Source organism: Pseudarthrobacter sp. RHLT1-30-1, assembly GCF_059383415.1.
Genome location: NZ_JBWZCG010000006.1, coordinates 52,650 through 67,940 on the forward strand (window position 1 = coordinate 52,650; position 15,291 = coordinate 67,940).

Here is a 15,291-nt window from a genome sequence, read left to right on the forward strand (position 1 = left end):
TCAGCCTCCAATCGGGTTCTTCAGGTCATCCAGATATGTCTTGCCGGCCATGAGGTCCTGCTTCTGCCCGTAGGTGGCCAGCAGGATATCGACGTCGCCGTAGGTGAACGCGGCGGTGAGGACCTTGATGGCCGGGCCTTGGACGGTGTCGGTGGGCAGGTCCCACCAAGTGAGCTTCCCGCCGTACATCACATTCACGGGGGTTTGCCGGACCATGGCCGAGGCGAGGAACATGGACCCTTCAAGGTCCAGTGCGCCCCACTCCGGCAACGGTCGGAAGTGCAGCGACGTCGTGGACCGGAGCAGCCGTTTCAGGCGGGTGTTCTCCTCTGCGGAGCGCAAGCCCACGGAGATGTCCATGCCCGTCTCGGCCATCCGCTCCCCAAACAAGGCCATGGGCTTATTGATGCCCATGATCTTGAACAGGGACACGTCACCCTGGTACTCGAGGGAGGCGAGCGCCTGGCCGCGGAGGTAGATGTCCCCGTCGGAGCGCCGCTCGCCCACCACGGGGATGGCGGACTGTGGGATCAGCGGATCCATGAGCCAGCCCGTGGCGGAGACCACGGTGATCGGGGCGGAGCTGGCCCGCGTCGCGCCCGTAGGCCCGGACAGCACCTCCACCTCGTACGTCACCGGACGGTTGACCGGGACGTAGTAGTCGGTCACGAACGCGGCGTCGTTCATGTGCTCCCGGCGGAACCCGGGGAGCGGCTCCCTGAGCCCGTCAGCGAGCCGCCACACGGTCACCACCGAATCCCCGACGCCCAGCCCCGTGATCGTCACACCGGCCCGGGAACCCGGCGCCGGGGGCAGCGCCTCAGCCGTTACAGCAACCATCAGCGGCCTGCCCTTCTGTATTGGGATTGAGAGTCGGCCGCGGAGATCGCGCCGGCCGCTTCCTGCCGGGCGATGCCGCGGAATGTTGCCTTCGTCGCGTCAGCGTTGAGGGTCAGCGTTCCGACGAGCTCTGTCGGTCCGGCACTTACTGCGGCGGCCGTGCTGTGCCCCGGCATATACCCGGAGAAGGACTGGGACTGCCCGTAACCGCCCGCCAGAGACTTCGACGGGACGACTTCCAAACCAAGCCGCGGGGCGATGGTCTGCATGATGCCTCGGTTGCGCGCTTCCTGCCCAGGCTTCCCGCTGATGTAGGCTTCCCAGCCTGTCTCCGGTTCCGCCCACGTGATATTCGCGCCGCCGCGGGCAATCATCGACTGACGGTGCAGCCCGTTGGCCGCAAACACGTGGGGAGTCCCGAACGCGCCGTTGATGCCACCGTCCGCGAACTTCTTTGGGTTGGGACCGGACTTGCCGCCCGAGCCCGCACCCTTACCATCAGTGCCCGCGCTCGGGTCATAGAACCCCGAGGCGTCCGTCTGGAAGAAGATCGTCTTGACGTTGCTGATGTTGTCTACGGCCTGTTTGATCTGCCCGGCCTTGGTCATGGTGTCCGCATAACCTTGGATAGCAACATCAATCGGGACGTTCTTCGGGATGCCGAGCGCTGCGCGGGCCATGTCGTCAGCCTTCGTCTCACTGGCACCAAAGGCCATCGCCGTGTCTTTGAGCGATTTGTGCGTCTCGGCCAGCTTGGCCTGCAACTCGGGCTGGGATGCCCCAGCGTCAGCCATAGCCTTCGTCGTGTTCCGGGCGTTCGTTTCCAGTTCACCAAACACGCCATTAGCCGCCCGGCCCGCCACGGAGGTCACATCAAATGTTTCCTTCGTGGCGTCCCATACCTTATTCCCCGCCGACTGGCTCGCCTTGACCTTGTCAATGCTGGCCGCGAGCGCGTCAAGGTTCTCCTGGTATGCAGCCTCAGCGTCCCGTGCCGACATTGTCGCCATGCCCGAAGCGAACATGGCGTCAAGCAGCTTGGTCAACGAAAGGACCGCACCGTCAGCGGATAGTCCCATGTCGGCGAGTGCCTCTGTGGCCTCCGCAGTAGCAACCTTTTGCGCCTCAGCAGCAGCAGCCTGACCCTCTTGTGACTTTGCCGCGGCTTCCATCCTGGCGGGGATCTTGCCCGCGGCGAGTTCCAGAAGCTCGAACGGCTCAAGTGGCACGCCAGCAGCCTGGCCCAACTTCATGAGCGCGTCCTTGTAGCCGGGCATTTTGTCTAGCGCTTCCTGCGCGCCCTGCCCGTTCTTCTTGAACTCCTCCGTTAGCAGGTTGAACGTCTTGGCCGCGGACGCGGCGCCGCCGTTAGACGCAACCTCACCGAGGGTTTCGCCCAGCCCCTTCAACTTGTCGTCGAGTTGACCGAGCGCGGACTTTGGCAGGTTGAACATGCCCGTGAATCCGTCGAAGAACTGGTTGACGTTAGCCTGCCAGTCGTTCTTAGTGAGCTTGCCGATAGCGTCCGACAGGTTGTCCACGCCGGTCACGGTGGAGGATCCGCCGAACTTATCGAACGACTGGAACAGTGAGTCAAGCCCGGACGAATCCGCGCCCTTGCTCGCGTTGGATACCTTCATGATTGCGCCGGCGTACTCCGTGGCCGTGGTCGTCTGCTTATCCGAGAAAATCGCGCCAATAGCACCGAGCGCCAGGAGGGCAATCATCGCCACGCCCGCAACCTTGGCGACCCGCCCAATACCCGCGGCCAGGGGCGCGTTAGTAGCCGCCAGCGTCAGGAACGCGGCACGGGTCGCAAGGATCTTGGGAAGCAGGGTTAGAAACCCGCCGGCGAGCAGAGCGGTGACACCAACAACACCGGCCATGCCAACGCTCATTGACAGCAGTTCGGGCTTCACCTTGCCCAGCCCGTCAACCATTCCCTCAAGACCCTTGACTAGATCGCGGAGGACTGTTGCGGCACCCCCGCCGCCCTGGATTAGGACGGTGTCGAACGAGCCGCCCAGCTTCTCCAGGTCGCCCGCGAGGTTGTCCTGCTTGATCGCAGCCACGGAAGCGGCGAAACCGGACTCGTTGACCTTATCAATCCAGCCCGAGATGCCCTCCGCACCCTGCTCGTACAGAATGTTTGCGGCGCGGACGGCATCCGACCCGAAGATAATCTTCATCGTAGAGGCGCGCTGCTCCACCGTTAGGCGCGAGAGGGAGGTCTGCAACTTACCCGCGTAATCCGCCATACCAATAAAGTCGCCCTGAGAGTCGTAGGCGGAGAGGCCAAGCCGCTCCATCTCCTTACTAGCGGCCTCAGATGACGGCGTGAGCGCCTGCAGCATAGTCTTGAATGACGTGCCAGCGTCGGAGCCAATGAGGCCCGCAGACGCGAACGCCGCAAAGGTGCCCGTAGTCTCCTCGATGGTTAGCCCGGTGGCGGCGGCAACAAGTCCGCCCTGCTTCAAGGCCATGCCCATGTCCTCGACGGAACCCTGAGCCTTGCCAGCACCAGCAGCCAAAAGGTCAGCGATATGCGGGACGTCAGTACCCTTGAGCTTGAACTGCGTCATCGCCGTGGCCGCGAGTTCCGCTGCATCAGCAACACCCAAGGAGCCGGCGGCGGCAAGTGACAGCGCACCCGCAAGCGCGCCGCCAAGGATGTCTTTCGTTAGAACGCCCGCCTTGGCGAGTTCGCTGATCGCATCAGCAGCCTCCGTGGCAGAGAATGACGTATCGGCGCCCATCTCAACAGCGGCGCCCCTCAAGAGCTGCATGTTGCCAGCAGTCTCGTCGGTAGCCGCCTGAACCTCAGACATCGCCTTATCGAACTCGGCAAACTTAGCGATAGCCAGACCGACGCCAGCGACGACGGCGGCACCGAACCCAAGGAGGGTTGAACCTGCCTTATCCCAGGCGTCTTCGTTATCGCGGACCGATGCGGCGAGGCGTCCCATGTTTGTCGTCGCTTCGCCCGCGGCCGCCGTCGCGTGCTGCTGCTGCGCGGCGAACTCGCGGGTCGCGTCGCTGGCCGTCTCCAGACCCAGCTCCGCCGCGTGCGCCTCGGTAACCATGTTCCCGAACTGGTCGGTGAGCTGGCCTGCGGCGTTGTATGACAGCCCGAACCCCTTGGCAGCCTCCTGCGCCGCCTCACCGGCGGCGTTCAGCGCGGCCCGGGCATCGCGGGCGGCAGCCTGCGTCTGGGTCATAGCCGTGGACGTGGTCTGCCCGGACTCCGTCGCGGCGCGCCCCATGTCCCGGGTCGCGGCGGCGGCCTGATCCATCTGGCGGCGGAAGTCGCCGATCTCGGCGCGGATACGAACAACTACGGAGCGCTCGGAAGCCACGGGCTATACCTCCACTGTGTGGTTGAATTGCCGAATGACTCAGCAGGGGGAAATTGTGAAGACACCAGGCAAGCGACTGACTACCGGGGGGCTGGTTACTGCCGCCATCGGTCTCGTGCTATGTGTGCTGCCGCTCTTCGTGACGAACGTTGACTACGTCGGCGGCAGGATGGTGGAAACTCAGGGGACGCCGTCAGCGGCGGCGATTATCATCCTCTTCGTCGGGCTGCTGCTGGCCGGGATCGGCTTCGCCCGGCGACTTCTCGCCGCCGCCGAGCGCCGCTAACCCCACTCCTTGGCTTCGCGCAGGACGATCTTCTGGCCGGGGAACGTGGGCCGTTTGTCGTTGCCGCGCATCGCCTCCAGCGGGGCGCACCCCTCGCAGAGGACTTGATCGTCTGCTTCGTGGCGGCCGGCGTTGTGGTCCCCGCGGGTCACCGAGTGGTGCAGCCCGCAACCGGTGCACAGCCCGTCCTCGTAAGCGGTGAGGGCGAGGGCCATGACCCGGTCCACGAACGTCCACGTACCGTCAGCCTTACGCCCACGCATGACCGTCTGCGGAACCTTCCAGGCCCGGGCCGTGCGCGCCTCTAAGAGGACGTGAGCCCATCGTCGGTCGGCGAGGGCGTCGACGATTTTGGGACGGTCACCTGCGGTGTTTCGATCGAGGCGCGGGTGTACGCCGCGGAGATCAGCCCGATCTGCGCTTCGCCGACCTTCGTGTAGAGCTTGCGGACCTGCTCGACGGTCAGCTTCGGGGACACGACAGCGGCGGCGATGGTGCGGACGTTCACCTCACGGGCGATGACCGCTTCAGCAGCGGCGTTCGCCATGGTGCGGGCGAGGGTGTTGACGTCGTTGACGTTCGTGATCTCCAACCGCTTGCACTTATCGCGGCCCTCCTGCCGGGCCTCAGCCGCAGCCTTGTCAGCCTCGCCCTTCATCTCAGCCTTCACCGCCGTGTCGATCGCGGCCAGCTCCTGGTCATCGAGGAATGACACCCGGAAGACCAGCTTGGACGCATCGAGGGCGAGCATGAGCGCGTCGATCTTCTCCTGCAGCTTCCCGCCCGTGGACTCGCCGGCGGCCCGGTCCTCTTCGGGGATGTCCGCGGCCTGGCGCTTCTGCGCTTCCAGTTCGTCAATGTCCGCGAGCAGGTCAGGGCGGGCATACAGCGTCACGGAACGCTCCGTGCGCTGGATCCCGTCCAGCCAGTTGTCGAGATCGAAGCCGTCAGTGCCGGGTGTTTCAGTCATGGAAAAACCTCCAAGGTTTTTGAATGTGTGGGGGCAAGGTTGGGGTGGAACGCCGACCGGGAGGAACCTTGGAAAACCTCCCGGCCGGCAGCTTGTGGGCTACGCCGCGGCGATGATGGCGCGTTCGTCGACGTTGTCCTGGACGGAGAAGTTGATCTTGAACTTCTCGAACCCGGCGCCGGAGGGCGACAGTGTCTGCGGGGTGCCGGTCAGGATCTCGAACACCCTGACCTCGTCGCCGGTTGCGAAGGGGACCTCGTGAGCCTTCTCGCCGTCCGCGATCTGGCCGATGCGCTCCACGAGGTAGCCGTGGATACCCTTCTTCGTGAAGGTCGTGTACGCCTTGTCGTCGAGGACGTCCTTCCAGCGGAAGAAGTCGAACGCTGCTTCGTAGTTGGTGCGGCCCGGGACGGTGGAGTTCGAGGACGCGCACGATGCCGGGTCGTTGATTGCATCGTCGCCAGTGGAGCCAAGCGCGTAGTTCGCTGCCGTCACGTTGCAGGAGAGCTCGATGACGCCGACGCCGGTGAGGGATGCCAGGACCGGGGCGTGGTAGTTCGCGATGGTGGGAACAAAGACGAGACGCCGGTTGGCGTCGGTGAGCATTTTCTGGCCCATGGTCTACTTGCCTTTCTTGGAGGGGGTTTCGGAGAGGTGCGGGAAGCGGCCGTCAAGCCAGGTCTCAGGGACGGGGCGGTCCAGCTTGGCGCCCGTCAGGGTGTCGTAGACGTAGACCATCGTGCGGGGGTCGTACTTCCGGGCCGGGACGGTGTCCGGGGTCGCGGGTTCGGTGACTGCGTCCACGGGCGTGGCGGGTTCAGTCACCTTGGATGGGGTTGCCACGGTGGGCCTCCTTAGGTGGTGGTGAGTCGCCACATCAGTGGCATGTAAAACCGGGCCGGGACGACCTGGTTGTCTGCGAGCGGGTTGTCGACCCGGGCGCCGAACGGGTCGGGTTTGACGAACCCGGATCCGATGGGCAGGTTGGTGAGGGCGAGGCGGACGGCTTGGGCGACGTCGCGGGCGTGCGCCGCGGTCGGGCCGACGCACGTGGTCTGGAAGGTGAAGTCGATGACGTCGGTCCCGGCGAGGCCGGTCGCGTCGCGTTCCTCGGGGAGGTCCATGCCGGCGGACGCGAACAGCACCACGTAGGGCCGGATCGCCCCGGAGGCGTCCAAGGCGAGCTTGGCGGGGACTTGGGTGTCGAAGACGTTCCCGGGCCACAGGCCGGCCACCTGGGCGATGCCGGTCCGTGCCTGGGCGAAGAGGAGGGCTGGGCTAGGTGCCGCCACCGGCGCTCCTTTCCGCGAGTTGAGCCATGGCTTCTTCAAAGGGGCCGGCTTGGCGTTCCAGCGCCGGGCCCATGAACGGTTGCGGGCCGTGCCGGGACGTGCCGAGTTCGACGTAGAGGCCGTAGTTCGCGGTCGGGCCGACCTCGGCTTCGAGGGAGCCGGAGCGTCCCACGGCGCGGAGGTCACTGTGCCCGATGGAGGATCTGAGGTTTCCGGTGTCGACGGGGGCGAGGTTCTTCGCGTCCCGTTCGACGTCGAGCGTGGTCTTGCGGACGACGATCTGGGCGAGGGCCCCGACGTTGTTCGCGGACTGGGTGAAGGCCGCGGCCAGCGCGGTGATCTCTGAGGCGTCGAACGCGTTCACGGGCGCCTCAGTTCTGGGTCAGTGTGTCGGTGCAGACGAGGTCGCGTTCGAACATCAGGGAGCCGTGCTGGACGTCGGCGACGTTTAAGATCCGGCCGATCAGCAGCGGGTCATCCGTGCAAGCGGTGACCTTGCCGTAGTCGCCGTCGGTTTCGCCGGCGCGGATCTCCGGGGCCCCGTTGATGGGGATCGCCACGAGGTAGCGGCGTTCCGTGACGGGCTGCTCTGCGGGGACTGCCCGGCCGGAGCTGGTCAGTTCCTGCACCCGGCAGGGGGAGGTGTGGAACGGTGCGGGCCCGGCCCATCCCTCTGGCAACGGCCACGGCTCGGGTGTGCCGCGGTGAAACCAGTCAATGATCGCCGTCATGGTCCCGTTCGCCGTGGGGCGGTGGTGTTCGGCCCACCCGGCGGGGATGACCCGGGAGCCGGGGAGCGGGCTCACAGCCGGTACTCCGCGCCTTCGAGGTGGCCGTAGGGTGCGAAGCCGACGACGTCGAACCAGCCGCCGGTATCCTCCGCTGCCGCGGCATCTTCGAGCAGCTGCTTCGCGAGGGCCCGCAGTTCCGCGGACACCGCCGGGCCGTCCGTGGACAGGTCCTGGGTGCGGATCTTCTTGGAGACCAGCACCTCGGACGCGGCGATGACGAGGAGCGCCTTCGCCGCCGTCCGGGGGACGCTGTCGCCTGACATCTCGAGGAACGCGTCGAGCTGGTCGTCGCTGAACAGCCGCTCCGCTGTCACGTCGGAGGTGTCGGTGATGAGGAGGCGGACCTTGCCCAGCGGCAGGGTGTAGTCGATGGCCCCGTCGGTGGTGCTGAAGTCCGAGTCCGGTGTGCCGCCGTCGTAATCAGACACGGTGCCTCCTATGAAAGTTGGGGGTGGTGCCCGGCCGATCGCTCAGCCGGGCACCGGGTCCACTGTTTAGGCCGTGGTGCCGGTGGACGCGTACGCGCCCGTGGTGTCGAGCTTCGCGCCGCCGGTGATGTGGCGGCCACGGAACCACAGAGTGTCGTCGTTGAACGAGCCCTCTTCGATGCCGATCGCGCCGCCGTCGGGACGTTCGCCCTGGTCGCGCTTGACCCGGATGTCGACGGTCTCTTCGCCGACCATCGTGACCTTGCCCAGTGCGGCAGAGTCGGAGTCCTTCGGGGGCAGCAGGTACCACGTGGTGTTCACGTTCGCGGACTGGTCGATGACGGCCAGGCGCCACGAGGACACGACGGTGAACTTCCCGAAGAGCGGGTTCTTCTTCGTGGACGTGCCGCCGTTGGAGACGACGGGTTCGTTCACGAGGGCCTCGGCCGTGAAGAGCAGGGCCGCCGGGACGAGCAGGGTGATCGGGCGGCCGCCGAAGTTGATCGGGATGCCGTCGGCGTCCTTGCGGGCCACGAGGATCTGGTACGCGGCGAGGAGGTTCGCCTCGTTCAGGACCTTGTTCCCGATGACGGAGAAGAACGTCGCGATCGGGCCGGCCGCGTTCACGAACGTACCGAAGACCTTGGCGTCTTCGGTGGCGCGGGCCGAGGTGCCGAAGCGTCCCGGGAAGTCCAGCAGCTGGTAGTACTGGTTGTTCTTCCGCGCCTCGAACGTCAGCCCGAAGCTGTTACCGGTCTTGCCGGCGGAGAACGTGAACTCGGCCTCGGCCAGGGACCGGCCCTTGTACTCTTCGCCCTCGTTGACGTCTTCGAACGCGTCGCGGCCGCCGTTGACGTCGATGACCTTCGCGGGGCGGAAGTCAACGACCTTGCGTTCGGCGGCGATGGCCTGCCATTCCGGGGTCGTCTCCTGGTAGCGGTCGCGGGCTTCGACCTGGAAGGCGGCGCCGAGGAGCTTCGGGAAGTCCGAGGTCGAGAACGCCTCCTTCATGCGGTACTCGGCGGCGGCACTGCGGCCAGCCACGCCATCGTTGAAGAGCTTCGCGGCTTCGAGGATCCGCTCGCGGACCGACGGGGCGACCCGGAAGCCCTCTTTGGCGAGGATGTCGCCGGTGTTCAGAACAGTCATGTCAGTTCTCCTTACGCGCCAGCGGCGGTCTGCTCGGTGTAGCCGATGGGGGCTACTTCGACGGTGCCGATGGTGGCGCCCGCCTTGGTGGTCAGTGCGGTCCCGAAGCGGTAGTTGCCCGTCGAGGTGACGTTCAGGGCACCGGCCGGGGTGATGTACACCGGCAGGCCTTCGGTGGCGACGGCCCCGGTGACCTGGACGTCGTAGGAACCGTCAAGCCAGACGGTGCCGCGCTCGTTGATCGCGGTGTCCTTCACGGCCACGCCGCAGATGGAGCCGACGCGGACGGGTTCACCGGATACGCGGGCGTAGGGGAAGAGGAGTTCGATGTGCTTGGCGTCGGTGTAGCGCTGGTTCTTCATGGTCTACTTGCCTCCCTTGAGGGCCTTGAGGATGTCCGCGTCGGCCACGGTGACGGCTTCGCGGGCGTGGGGTGCGGTGTTGCCGGCGCCGTGGACGTTGCCTTCGCCGCGTTCGGAGCGGATCTCGGCTGCGGCTTCGACGGCCTTGGCCTTGAGGGCTTCGGCGTCGAACGCTTCAGCGGCGAGGGCCGAGTCGACGAGTGCGCCGCGGGTGACCTTGGCTTCGATGTCGCCGAACGCTTCGGCGACAATGGTTTCGGCGGAGGCGCGGAGGCCTGCAGCCTGGGCCGTTGCGAGTTCTTCGCGGGCGGCTTTCAGTTCGGCTTCCAGCGCGGAGGCCCGGCTGGCGTTTTCCTTGAGGGTCGCGTGTTCGCTTTCCTCAATCTGAATGGTGGCCACGGTGGGCTCCTTTCCTTCGGTAACCCCAGCCGGGTCCGGCGGGGAATTTAGGGACTCCACTGCGGGAGTGGTGACGGGGACGTACTGGGTGACTTTGCGGACCTCGGCGGAGTCTCCGGTGAGTTCGGCGACGTCGTCGGTGACGGTGTAGCCGACCTGGTAGGTGGTTGCCTTGACCGGGTCTTCGAGGCTGAACCAGACGCTGGTCTCGTCGTGGTCTTCGAGCCACACGTACGTCTGGTCGTCGCCGTAGGCGGACTTGACGAGTTCGCGGAGCTGGCCCCGGAGGTCGTTGGCGGTGACCTCGTGGGCGCGGGAGGCGAGGGCTTCGATGACCTTGTCGATCTTCCCGCCCCGGCCGGCGACGGTGACGAAGTCGACGCGGTTGAGCTTGTGCGGGTACATCGCTTCGATGATCTGCCCGCGGCGGCCCTCGGCTTCCCCGGCTTTCATGTCGACGCCGACGGCGACGGAGGTGCCGATGTACTTGGCGAACTCGGTGATCTCCGGCCGGTACTTGGATCCGAGGAGCGCGGGGGCGGCGAGGCGGCCCTTCTTGCCCGACTCCTCATCCACGTAGGACGGATCCCAGACGGCGTCTTCCTCGAGCACCGCGGCGAGGGTGGTCAGGGACCCGGCGGGCCGGTCGTACTCGTCCGTGGACGACAGGTGGTCGATGTGCATCTGCGTGCCGGCCGGGAACACCTTGTCCTTCGCGGCCTGCTCCAGGACTTTGTCCGAGTAGTAGCCGGAGGATCCCCAGCCCGGGGTGATGAGGGTGATCATCAGTTTCCCGGTGGGGGATGGGGCGGTGAGGGTTCCGGCTTCGGTGATGAGCTTCGGCATTGACAGCCTCCTATGATGGGTGTGTGACGGCCGACGATGCGAACGACAGCGCGGGGGTGCCGGGGGAGTGCCCCGGGCATGTGTGGAAGGCGAGCGTCATTCACCTGCGCCTGGCGGGTGCCGCGCTCGAGGTGTCGTGCAAGTGGTGCGGCGCGGTGCAGTACGAACCGGACCTAACCGAGTAGGTCCCGCAGCGGGGTGACGGTGTGTGAGTCGCGCCAGCCGGGGGTCTGCTTGACCGTGGACAGGTCAGCCCAGCCGATGCGTCCCGAGTTGAGGAGCTCCAGCCAGCCCGGGCCCATGATGGCGAGCTGCGAGTCCGGGGTGAGGTTCTCAAACCATGCCTGCGCGTCCGGGGTCAGGGACTCCGGTTCGGTGATGCCCGTGAACCCAAGCTCCGCCCAGGTCTTCGTGACCGTGACGCGGGCGCAGCGGCCCTGATGGTGGTCGTTTGGGCCAGTCTCGGTGAGCGGGTGCCGGGTGCCGTGCATGGAGAGGCAGGACGGGCACGTGCGGGCGTCGAGCGCCGCGTGCCATTCCCAGTCCTCAAGGATCTTCGTGTTGGTCTTCTCCGAAGCCTGTGTGGCGTTCCGGTGCGCGTCGAGTGTCTCGGTGCGGGAGATCACGAGGGCCCGGGTGAGGCCGCCGTTGAAGCGTTGCTCCGTGGTGGCCATGATCCGGGATGCGGTGCGGCGCGGGTTGTCCCCGACGGCGATCCCCCGGATGAGGGCGCGTTTCATGGCCCGTTCCGTGTCGGCCGCGAGCGGCAGGGTGGCGGAGTGGATCTGGTGGGTGGTGCGTTCGACGATGGCGGCGAGCGCGTCCGGGGACATCCGGGTGAACGACAGCCCCGGGGCCGTGGAAGGTGGCATCTGGGAGGCGATGATTGCGGCGTGCCCGTCGACCGCGTCCAACACGGCCTGCCCGACGTCGTTGACGACAACCGTCTCCGTGGTGCGGGCCAGCTCCTCCAGCATGGACCGCGACGTCTGCAGGGCGTCGCGGAGCCGGATGTTCTTCGCGACCACGGACCGCGGAACGGTCCCGCCGGCGGCGACGAGTTCGGCGATGGCGGCCTGGAAGTCCGGGGCGAGGGTGGCGTAAGCCTCGACCCAGGCCCGGGTGAGGGCTAGGGTCTGCGCGTCCGTCATCAGGGTCAGCTGGGCCCGGAGGCGGTCAACGATCCGCAGGGTGTCGGCTGTGACCGCCATCCGGGCCTCCTTACTTGTCTGCGGCTGCCGCGATGGCCCGCGATATGGCTTCCTGAAATGCTTCGGCTTCTACTGTCTGCGGCACAGACAAGCTGGCAGTGTCGCCGGGGGTCATGGCGTCAACGAGCATGTCGGCCTGATGGTCGGCGATGTCTTCTATGCCTGATACCTGCGCTCCGCAGAGGCAATTTCCCCAAACACTGTCGGGGAGAATGCGCTGCTGATGCTGGACGAGTATCACCCGGATAAGAGAATGCATATTGCCTCCTACTTGAGTGCCGCTGCGGGGTCTTTGCCCGCCTGGAATGCTTTGGCGGCAACGTCGCCGGCAGTCACGCCCGGGTCGATGAAGTCGCCGTTCTCATCGAGCAGGTCCGCGAGGATGTCGTCGATGTCCCGGACCTTCAGGGCCCGGAGCACCAGCTTCAGCATCTCGGCCTGCGGGATGAGCTCCATCGCGTCGGCCTTCGTGAGGGCTTCCATGAGGATGCCGAGGTCGATCTCGGAGAGGTCCGGCCAGATGACTTCGACGGTGCTGTCTGTCTCGCCGAGGTCGACGAGGAGCCGGTCCCCGTCCCGGACCACAGTGCCCGCGAGGAGCCCGCGGGGGGCGATGACGGCCTGTTCGATGACGTACCCGGTCGAGGCCCGGTAGGCCTGCGCCCAGACTTCCTGCCGGCCAAGCATCTCCAGGCGTTGCGGGAGGTCCAGGGTTTCGGCGGTCGCCCGGGACCCGGTGATGCCCGGATCCGCGAGGAGGATGGTGACGTTCACGCCTAGCGCGGCCGCAGCCATCGCCGCGAGCGGCCGGCCCGATTCGGAATCAAGGGTCGCGCCCGTCTTCGGCACGGCCTCAATGTTCTGGCCCTCACCCAGGGACACGGAGGACCCGGCGCCGAGCTTGTTCAGCTGCTCGAGCCCGGCGCGCTGCACCTGGGAGGCTTTCGCCTTCGAGGACGAGGATCGGAACGCGATCCGCGACAGTGCCCGGCACAGGGTGGCCCAGTCTTCGAGGAACTCCTTGTACGACCTGCACCACGGCAGGGCCGCGAAGCCGTCGCCGACGCCCCAGACCTTGGACCCGGCCGGGTTGACCTTGACGTGCAGGACGGGGGCGTCCCACATGACCGGCACACCGGCGAACGTCTTGGGTTTGGTGAGGGGCTGGTACTTCAGCGCCGGGTACAGCGCTTCCTTCTCCGCGGTCAGGGACCCGAACGTTGAGGTCAGGGTTGTCTCCACCCAGCGGCGGCGGTAATACCAGGGCGTGGTCTTGTCCCCGGGTTCGGTGATGACTTCCGCGATCTCATCGAACGGCAGCGGCCGGACCTTCACCCGGCCCGTGAGGGGGTTCGTGAAGTGGGCGAGGAAGACGTTCCCGTCCGTGCCGAGGTCGTTCTCCAGGGTGACGCGGGCCTGCGCGCCGGTGACGGCGTCGAGGTTGCCCTCATCGTCCAGGTAGGCCTGCACGATGGCGTCGACGTCGGCGTCGCGGGCGTTGATCTCCACACCCTGCCCGAAGACGTAGGAGGCCCGGATCCCGAGGCCGCGCTTCATCAGCGGGTTGGCGATGAACATCACCCGGCACAGTTCGGCGTTGCGGGCCAGCCCGTCCCGGTTGAAGTCGGTCCGCCCCGAGGCGGACAGGGCTTCCCAGCCGGTGTCCTCGTACATGAGCTGCAACCGGGCGAGGGACTCCTGCGCGGTGTCGAGGCGGTAGGCGGCGTCTTCGAGGCGCCACGCCGCGACGGTCGGTTCGCTGGTCTTCTTCCGCAGGCCGAGGGATTCCATGATGCCAGGCACTGGGCCCTCCAATCAGTAGGGGGTGATTGCGTACCCGCGAAGGTCAGCTTCTTCGTATGCGTCAGGTTCGATCAGGTCATCGGCCGCGGTGAGCGGCATGAGCAGGAGCCGGTTGACGGCCTGCGACATCGTGTCGATGGTGTCGTCGTGGGAGCTGTTCGGGAAGTTCCGGGCTTCCTCGAGGAGGTCCTCGACGTTGGGCAGCAGTTCCGCGGACGGGAGGATGACGTTCCCGGACTCGGTGAGCGGGGAGATCGCCGATGCCCTCGCGTACTTGGAGCCTTCGGGTTCGATCGGGATCATCCCGAAGATCCGCTTGGACAGGGCGTTCATGATGGCCGGGCCGTTGGCTTTGTCCTCGATGAACTTCGCCACGGCTTGCGGCCACTTCGCACTCATGGCTTCGACGGCGGTGCAGGATTCGTTGAAGTTCATCCGGCGCCGCACCTGATCCAGCAGGTACGCGTCGACACCGACGCGGAGCCAGACCTGCCCGACGACGTAGTCCGAGGACTTGGAGTCTTTGAACGTCATGTCCCAGGACTGCACCAGTTCGTGGTCGTCCCGGCCCACCCCGGGGACGGTCATGGTGCCGTTGCCCTGTTCGAGCCAGAGCGGCTGGCTGTACCGTGCCCATTCTTCGGGGAACACGCCGCCGGATTCGGGGGAGGGCCGGCCTTGGTAGAGGCTGGCCCAGGTGCGGACGCCGGCGGTTGCTTTGCGGAGCAGCCACTGCTTCAGGGACCGGCCGCGGGCACTGACCATGAACTCGCCGGGTTTGCGGCCGAGCGGGTCCGTTTCGCCCTTCTCCGGGCGGTGGTCGGCTTGGGCGGGGATGTTGAGGACCTTCCAGCCCGCTTCCTTGTCCCTCTCAGTGAGGCGGCCGGCGAGGTCGTCCTGATGCCAGCGGGTGAGGATGACAATGACCGGCGCGCCGGGCGCCAGACGTGCGCTGGCGGCGTCCGTCCACCAGTCCCACACGTTGTCCCGGTACGTTTCGGAGTCCGCCTCTTTGCGGTCCTTGATCGGGTCGTCGATGATCATCATGTCCGCGGGCCGGCCGGTCACGCCAGCACCGATACCGACGGACAGGACCCCGCCTTCGTGGCCGGAGAGCGTCCATTCGTGCACGGCGCCGTTGTCCTGGGCGATGGTCAGGCCCAGATCCGGGGTGGTGGCGATGCGGTTGCGGATGGCTCGGCCGTTGCGGTTGGCGAGGTTCTGCGCGTAGGAGGCGGTGACGATGCGCAGGTCCGGGTTCTGGGTGAGGCACCAGATGGGGAAGTCGTTGGCCACCCTGACTGACTTGCCTTCCTGCGGGGCCATGCAGATGATCAGCCGGGAGTCTGGGGTGTTGAACGCTTCGACGAGGGCGGCGTCGATGAGGTCGAGCGCCGGGGTCTGGATGGTCTTGGCGTTGGTGGCTTGGGCCATCTGCCCGGGCGTGGCCCATTTGGCGGTGCGCGGCTCGAACATGCGGGCGGCGGCTTCCCACATGTCCACGCTCACGGCACCTCCCAAAGGCAAGAAACGTCAGAGTTGACCGGTAAGCTCGTCG

Annotated in this window: 19 protein-coding genes; 2 read left to right on the forward strand and 17 right to left on the reverse strand. The window is 66.4% G+C overall.

What is annotated here, in order from left to right; genetic code table 11:
* Window positions 1-840, reverse strand: coding sequence for a hypothetical protein (locus tag AC50YM_RS06445; RefSeq protein ID WP_494956140.1), 840 nt, complete (start codon window positions 838-840; stop codon window positions 1-3).
* A complete protein-coding gene (locus AC50YM_RS06450; protein ID WP_494956141.1) occupies window positions 840-4,196 on the reverse strand; it encodes a phage tail tape measure protein in 3,357 nt (1,118 codons plus the stop codon). Before AC50YM_RS06450 ends, AC50YM_RS06445 begins: the two co-directional genes overlap by 1 nt.
* Before the next feature lie 34 nt (window positions 4,197-4,230).
* Here AC50YM_RS06450 and AC50YM_RS06455 point away from each other — a divergent pair, with 34 nt between their 5' ends.
* Entirely contained in the window at window positions 4,231-4,482 is a 252-nt protein-coding gene (locus tag AC50YM_RS06455) for a hypothetical protein (protein WP_494956142.1), read from the forward strand.
* Here AC50YM_RS06455 and AC50YM_RS06460 read toward each other — a convergent pair.
* The 11 genes from AC50YM_RS06460 to AC50YM_RS06510 all read right to left on the reverse strand — a co-directional run bounded on the left by AC50YM_RS06460 (window position 4,479) and on the right by AC50YM_RS06510 (window position 10,719).
* Window positions 4,479-4,745: a hypothetical protein gene (locus tag AC50YM_RS06460; RefSeq protein WP_494956143.1), complete on the reverse strand. Its 267-nt coding sequence runs from the start codon at window positions 4,743-4,745 to the stop codon at window positions 4,479-4,481. The genes AC50YM_RS06455 and AC50YM_RS06460 overlap by 4 nt on opposite strands.
* Window positions 4,746-4,786: 41 nt before the next feature.
* Window positions 4,787-5,452, reverse strand: a complete 666-nt coding sequence (locus tag AC50YM_RS06465; RefSeq protein ID WP_494956144.1) for a hypothetical protein — start codon at window positions 5,450-5,452, stop codon at window positions 4,787-4,789.
* A gap of 99 nt (window positions 5,453-5,551) precedes the next feature.
* Window positions 5,552-6,070 carry a phage tail tube protein gene (locus AC50YM_RS06470; protein ID WP_494956145.1) on the reverse strand — a complete coding sequence of 173 codons (519 nt, stop codon included), beginning with the start codon at window positions 6,068-6,070 and terminating at the stop codon, window positions 5,552-5,554.
* A gap of 3 nt (window positions 6,071-6,073) precedes the next feature.
* Window positions 6,074-6,295 (reverse strand): hypothetical protein, encoded by a 222-nt coding sequence (locus AC50YM_RS06475; protein ID WP_494956146.1) that lies wholly within the window; start codon window positions 6,293-6,295, stop codon window positions 6,074-6,076.
* Between the two features lie 11 nt (window positions 6,296-6,306).
* Window positions 6,307-6,744 carry a hypothetical protein gene (locus AC50YM_RS06480; RefSeq protein WP_494956147.1) on the reverse strand — a complete coding sequence of 146 codons (438 nt, stop codon included), beginning with the start codon at window positions 6,742-6,744 and terminating at the stop codon, window positions 6,307-6,309.
* Window positions 6,731-7,108, reverse strand: a complete 378-nt coding sequence (locus AC50YM_RS06485; RefSeq protein ID WP_494956148.1) for an HK97-gp10 family putative phage morphogenesis protein — start codon at window positions 7,106-7,108, stop codon at window positions 6,731-6,733. The genes AC50YM_RS06480 and AC50YM_RS06485 overlap by 14 nt, the downstream gene beginning before the upstream one ends.
* 7 nt (window positions 7,109-7,115) lie before the next feature.
* A complete protein-coding gene (locus AC50YM_RS06490; protein ID WP_494956149.1) occupies window positions 7,116-7,550 on the reverse strand; it encodes a DUF6093 family protein in 435 nt (144 codons plus the stop codon).
* Window positions 7,547-7,963 carry a hypothetical protein gene (locus tag AC50YM_RS06495; RefSeq protein ID WP_494956150.1) on the reverse strand — a complete coding sequence of 139 codons (417 nt, stop codon included), beginning with the start codon at window positions 7,961-7,963 and terminating at the stop codon, window positions 7,547-7,549. The genes AC50YM_RS06490 and AC50YM_RS06495 overlap by 4 nt, the downstream gene beginning before the upstream one ends.
* A 66-nt stretch (window positions 7,964-8,029) precedes the next feature.
* Window positions 8,030-9,112, reverse strand: a complete 1,083-nt coding sequence (locus AC50YM_RS06500) for a phage major capsid protein (protein WP_494956151.1) — start codon at window positions 9,110-9,112, stop codon at window positions 8,030-8,032.
* 11 nt (window positions 9,113-9,123) lie between these two features.
* Window positions 9,124-9,474 (reverse strand): DUF2190 family protein, encoded by a 351-nt coding sequence (locus AC50YM_RS06505; RefSeq protein ID WP_494956152.1) that lies wholly within the window; start codon window positions 9,472-9,474, stop codon window positions 9,124-9,126.
* A 3-nt stretch (window positions 9,475-9,477) separates the two neighbouring features.
* On the reverse strand, window positions 9,478-10,719 hold the full coding sequence (locus AC50YM_RS06510) for a hypothetical protein (RefSeq protein WP_494956153.1): 1,242 nt from the start codon (window positions 10,717-10,719) through the stop codon (window positions 9,478-9,480).
* A gap of 23 nt (window positions 10,720-10,742) precedes the next feature.
* Between AC50YM_RS06510 and AC50YM_RS06515 the strand changes: the two genes are divergently transcribed.
* Window positions 10,743-10,904, forward strand: coding sequence for a hypothetical protein (locus AC50YM_RS06515; RefSeq protein WP_494956154.1), 162 nt, complete (start codon window positions 10,743-10,745; stop codon window positions 10,902-10,904).
* Here the strand turns inward: AC50YM_RS06515 and AC50YM_RS06520 are convergent.
* The 4 genes from AC50YM_RS06520 to terL are packed head-to-tail and all read right to left on the reverse strand — an operon-like array spanning window position 10,893 to window position 15,242.
* Window positions 10,893-11,930, reverse strand: a complete 1,038-nt coding sequence (locus AC50YM_RS06520; protein WP_494956155.1) for a phage minor head protein — start codon at window positions 11,928-11,930, stop codon at window positions 10,893-10,895. The genes AC50YM_RS06515 and AC50YM_RS06520 overlap by 12 nt on opposite strands.
* Before the next feature lie 10 nt (window positions 11,931-11,940).
* Window positions 11,941-12,189 (reverse strand): hypothetical protein, encoded by a 249-nt coding sequence (locus AC50YM_RS06525; RefSeq protein WP_494956156.1) that lies wholly within the window; start codon window positions 12,187-12,189, stop codon window positions 11,941-11,943.
* Window positions 12,190-12,197: 8 nt separating this feature from the next.
* The gene (locus AC50YM_RS06530; RefSeq protein WP_494956157.1) at window positions 12,198-13,733 is read right to left on the reverse strand and encodes a hypothetical protein; all 1,536 of its coding nucleotides are present in this window, start codon (window positions 13,731-13,733) and stop codon (window positions 12,198-12,200) included.
* A 12-nt stretch (window positions 13,734-13,745) separates the two neighbouring features.
* Window positions 13,746-15,242, reverse strand: a complete 1,497-nt coding sequence (gene terL, locus AC50YM_RS06535; protein ID WP_494956158.1) for a phage terminase large subunit — start codon at window positions 15,240-15,242, stop codon at window positions 13,746-13,748.
* Window positions 15,243-15,291: the final 49 nt, after the last annotated feature.

Bases quoted from the DNA above. Each gene is read 5' to 3' on its own strand.
- AC50YM_RS06445 (WP_494956140.1), bottom strand. From the start codon at position 840: ATGGTTGCTGTAACGGCTGAGGCGCTGCCCCCGGCGCCGGGTTCCCGG.
- AC50YM_RS06455 (WP_494956142.1), top strand. From the start codon at position 4,231: ATGACTCAGCAGGGGGAAATTGTGAAGACACCAGGCAAGCGACTGACT.
- AC50YM_RS06460 (WP_494956143.1), bottom strand. From the start codon at position 4,745: ATGCGTGGGCGTAAGGCTGACGGTACGTGGACGTTCGTGGACCGGGTC.
- AC50YM_RS06465 (WP_494956144.1), bottom strand. From the start codon at position 5,452: ATGACTGAAACACCCGGCACTGACGGCTTCGATCTCGACAACTGGCTG.
- AC50YM_RS06470 (WP_494956145.1), bottom strand. From the start codon at position 6,070: ATGGGCCAGAAAATGCTCACCGACGCCAACCGGCGTCTCGTCTTTGTT.
- AC50YM_RS06500 (WP_494956151.1), bottom strand. From the start codon at position 9,112: ATGACTGTTCTGAACACCGGCGACATCCTCGCCAAAGAGGGCTTCCGG.
- AC50YM_RS06505 (WP_494956152.1), bottom strand. From the start codon at position 9,474: ATGAAGAACCAGCGCTACACCGACGCCAAGCACATCGAACTCCTCTTC.
- AC50YM_RS06510 (WP_494956153.1), bottom strand. From the start codon at position 10,719: ATGCCGAAGCTCATCACCGAAGCCGGAACCCTCACCGCCCCATCCCCC.
- AC50YM_RS06520 (WP_494956155.1), bottom strand. From the start codon at position 11,930: ATGGCGGTCACAGCCGACACCCTGCGGATCGTTGACCGCCTCCGGGCC.
- AC50YM_RS06525 (WP_494956156.1), bottom strand. From the start codon at position 12,189: ATGCATTCTCTTATCCGGGTGATACTCGTCCAGCATCAGCAGCGCATT.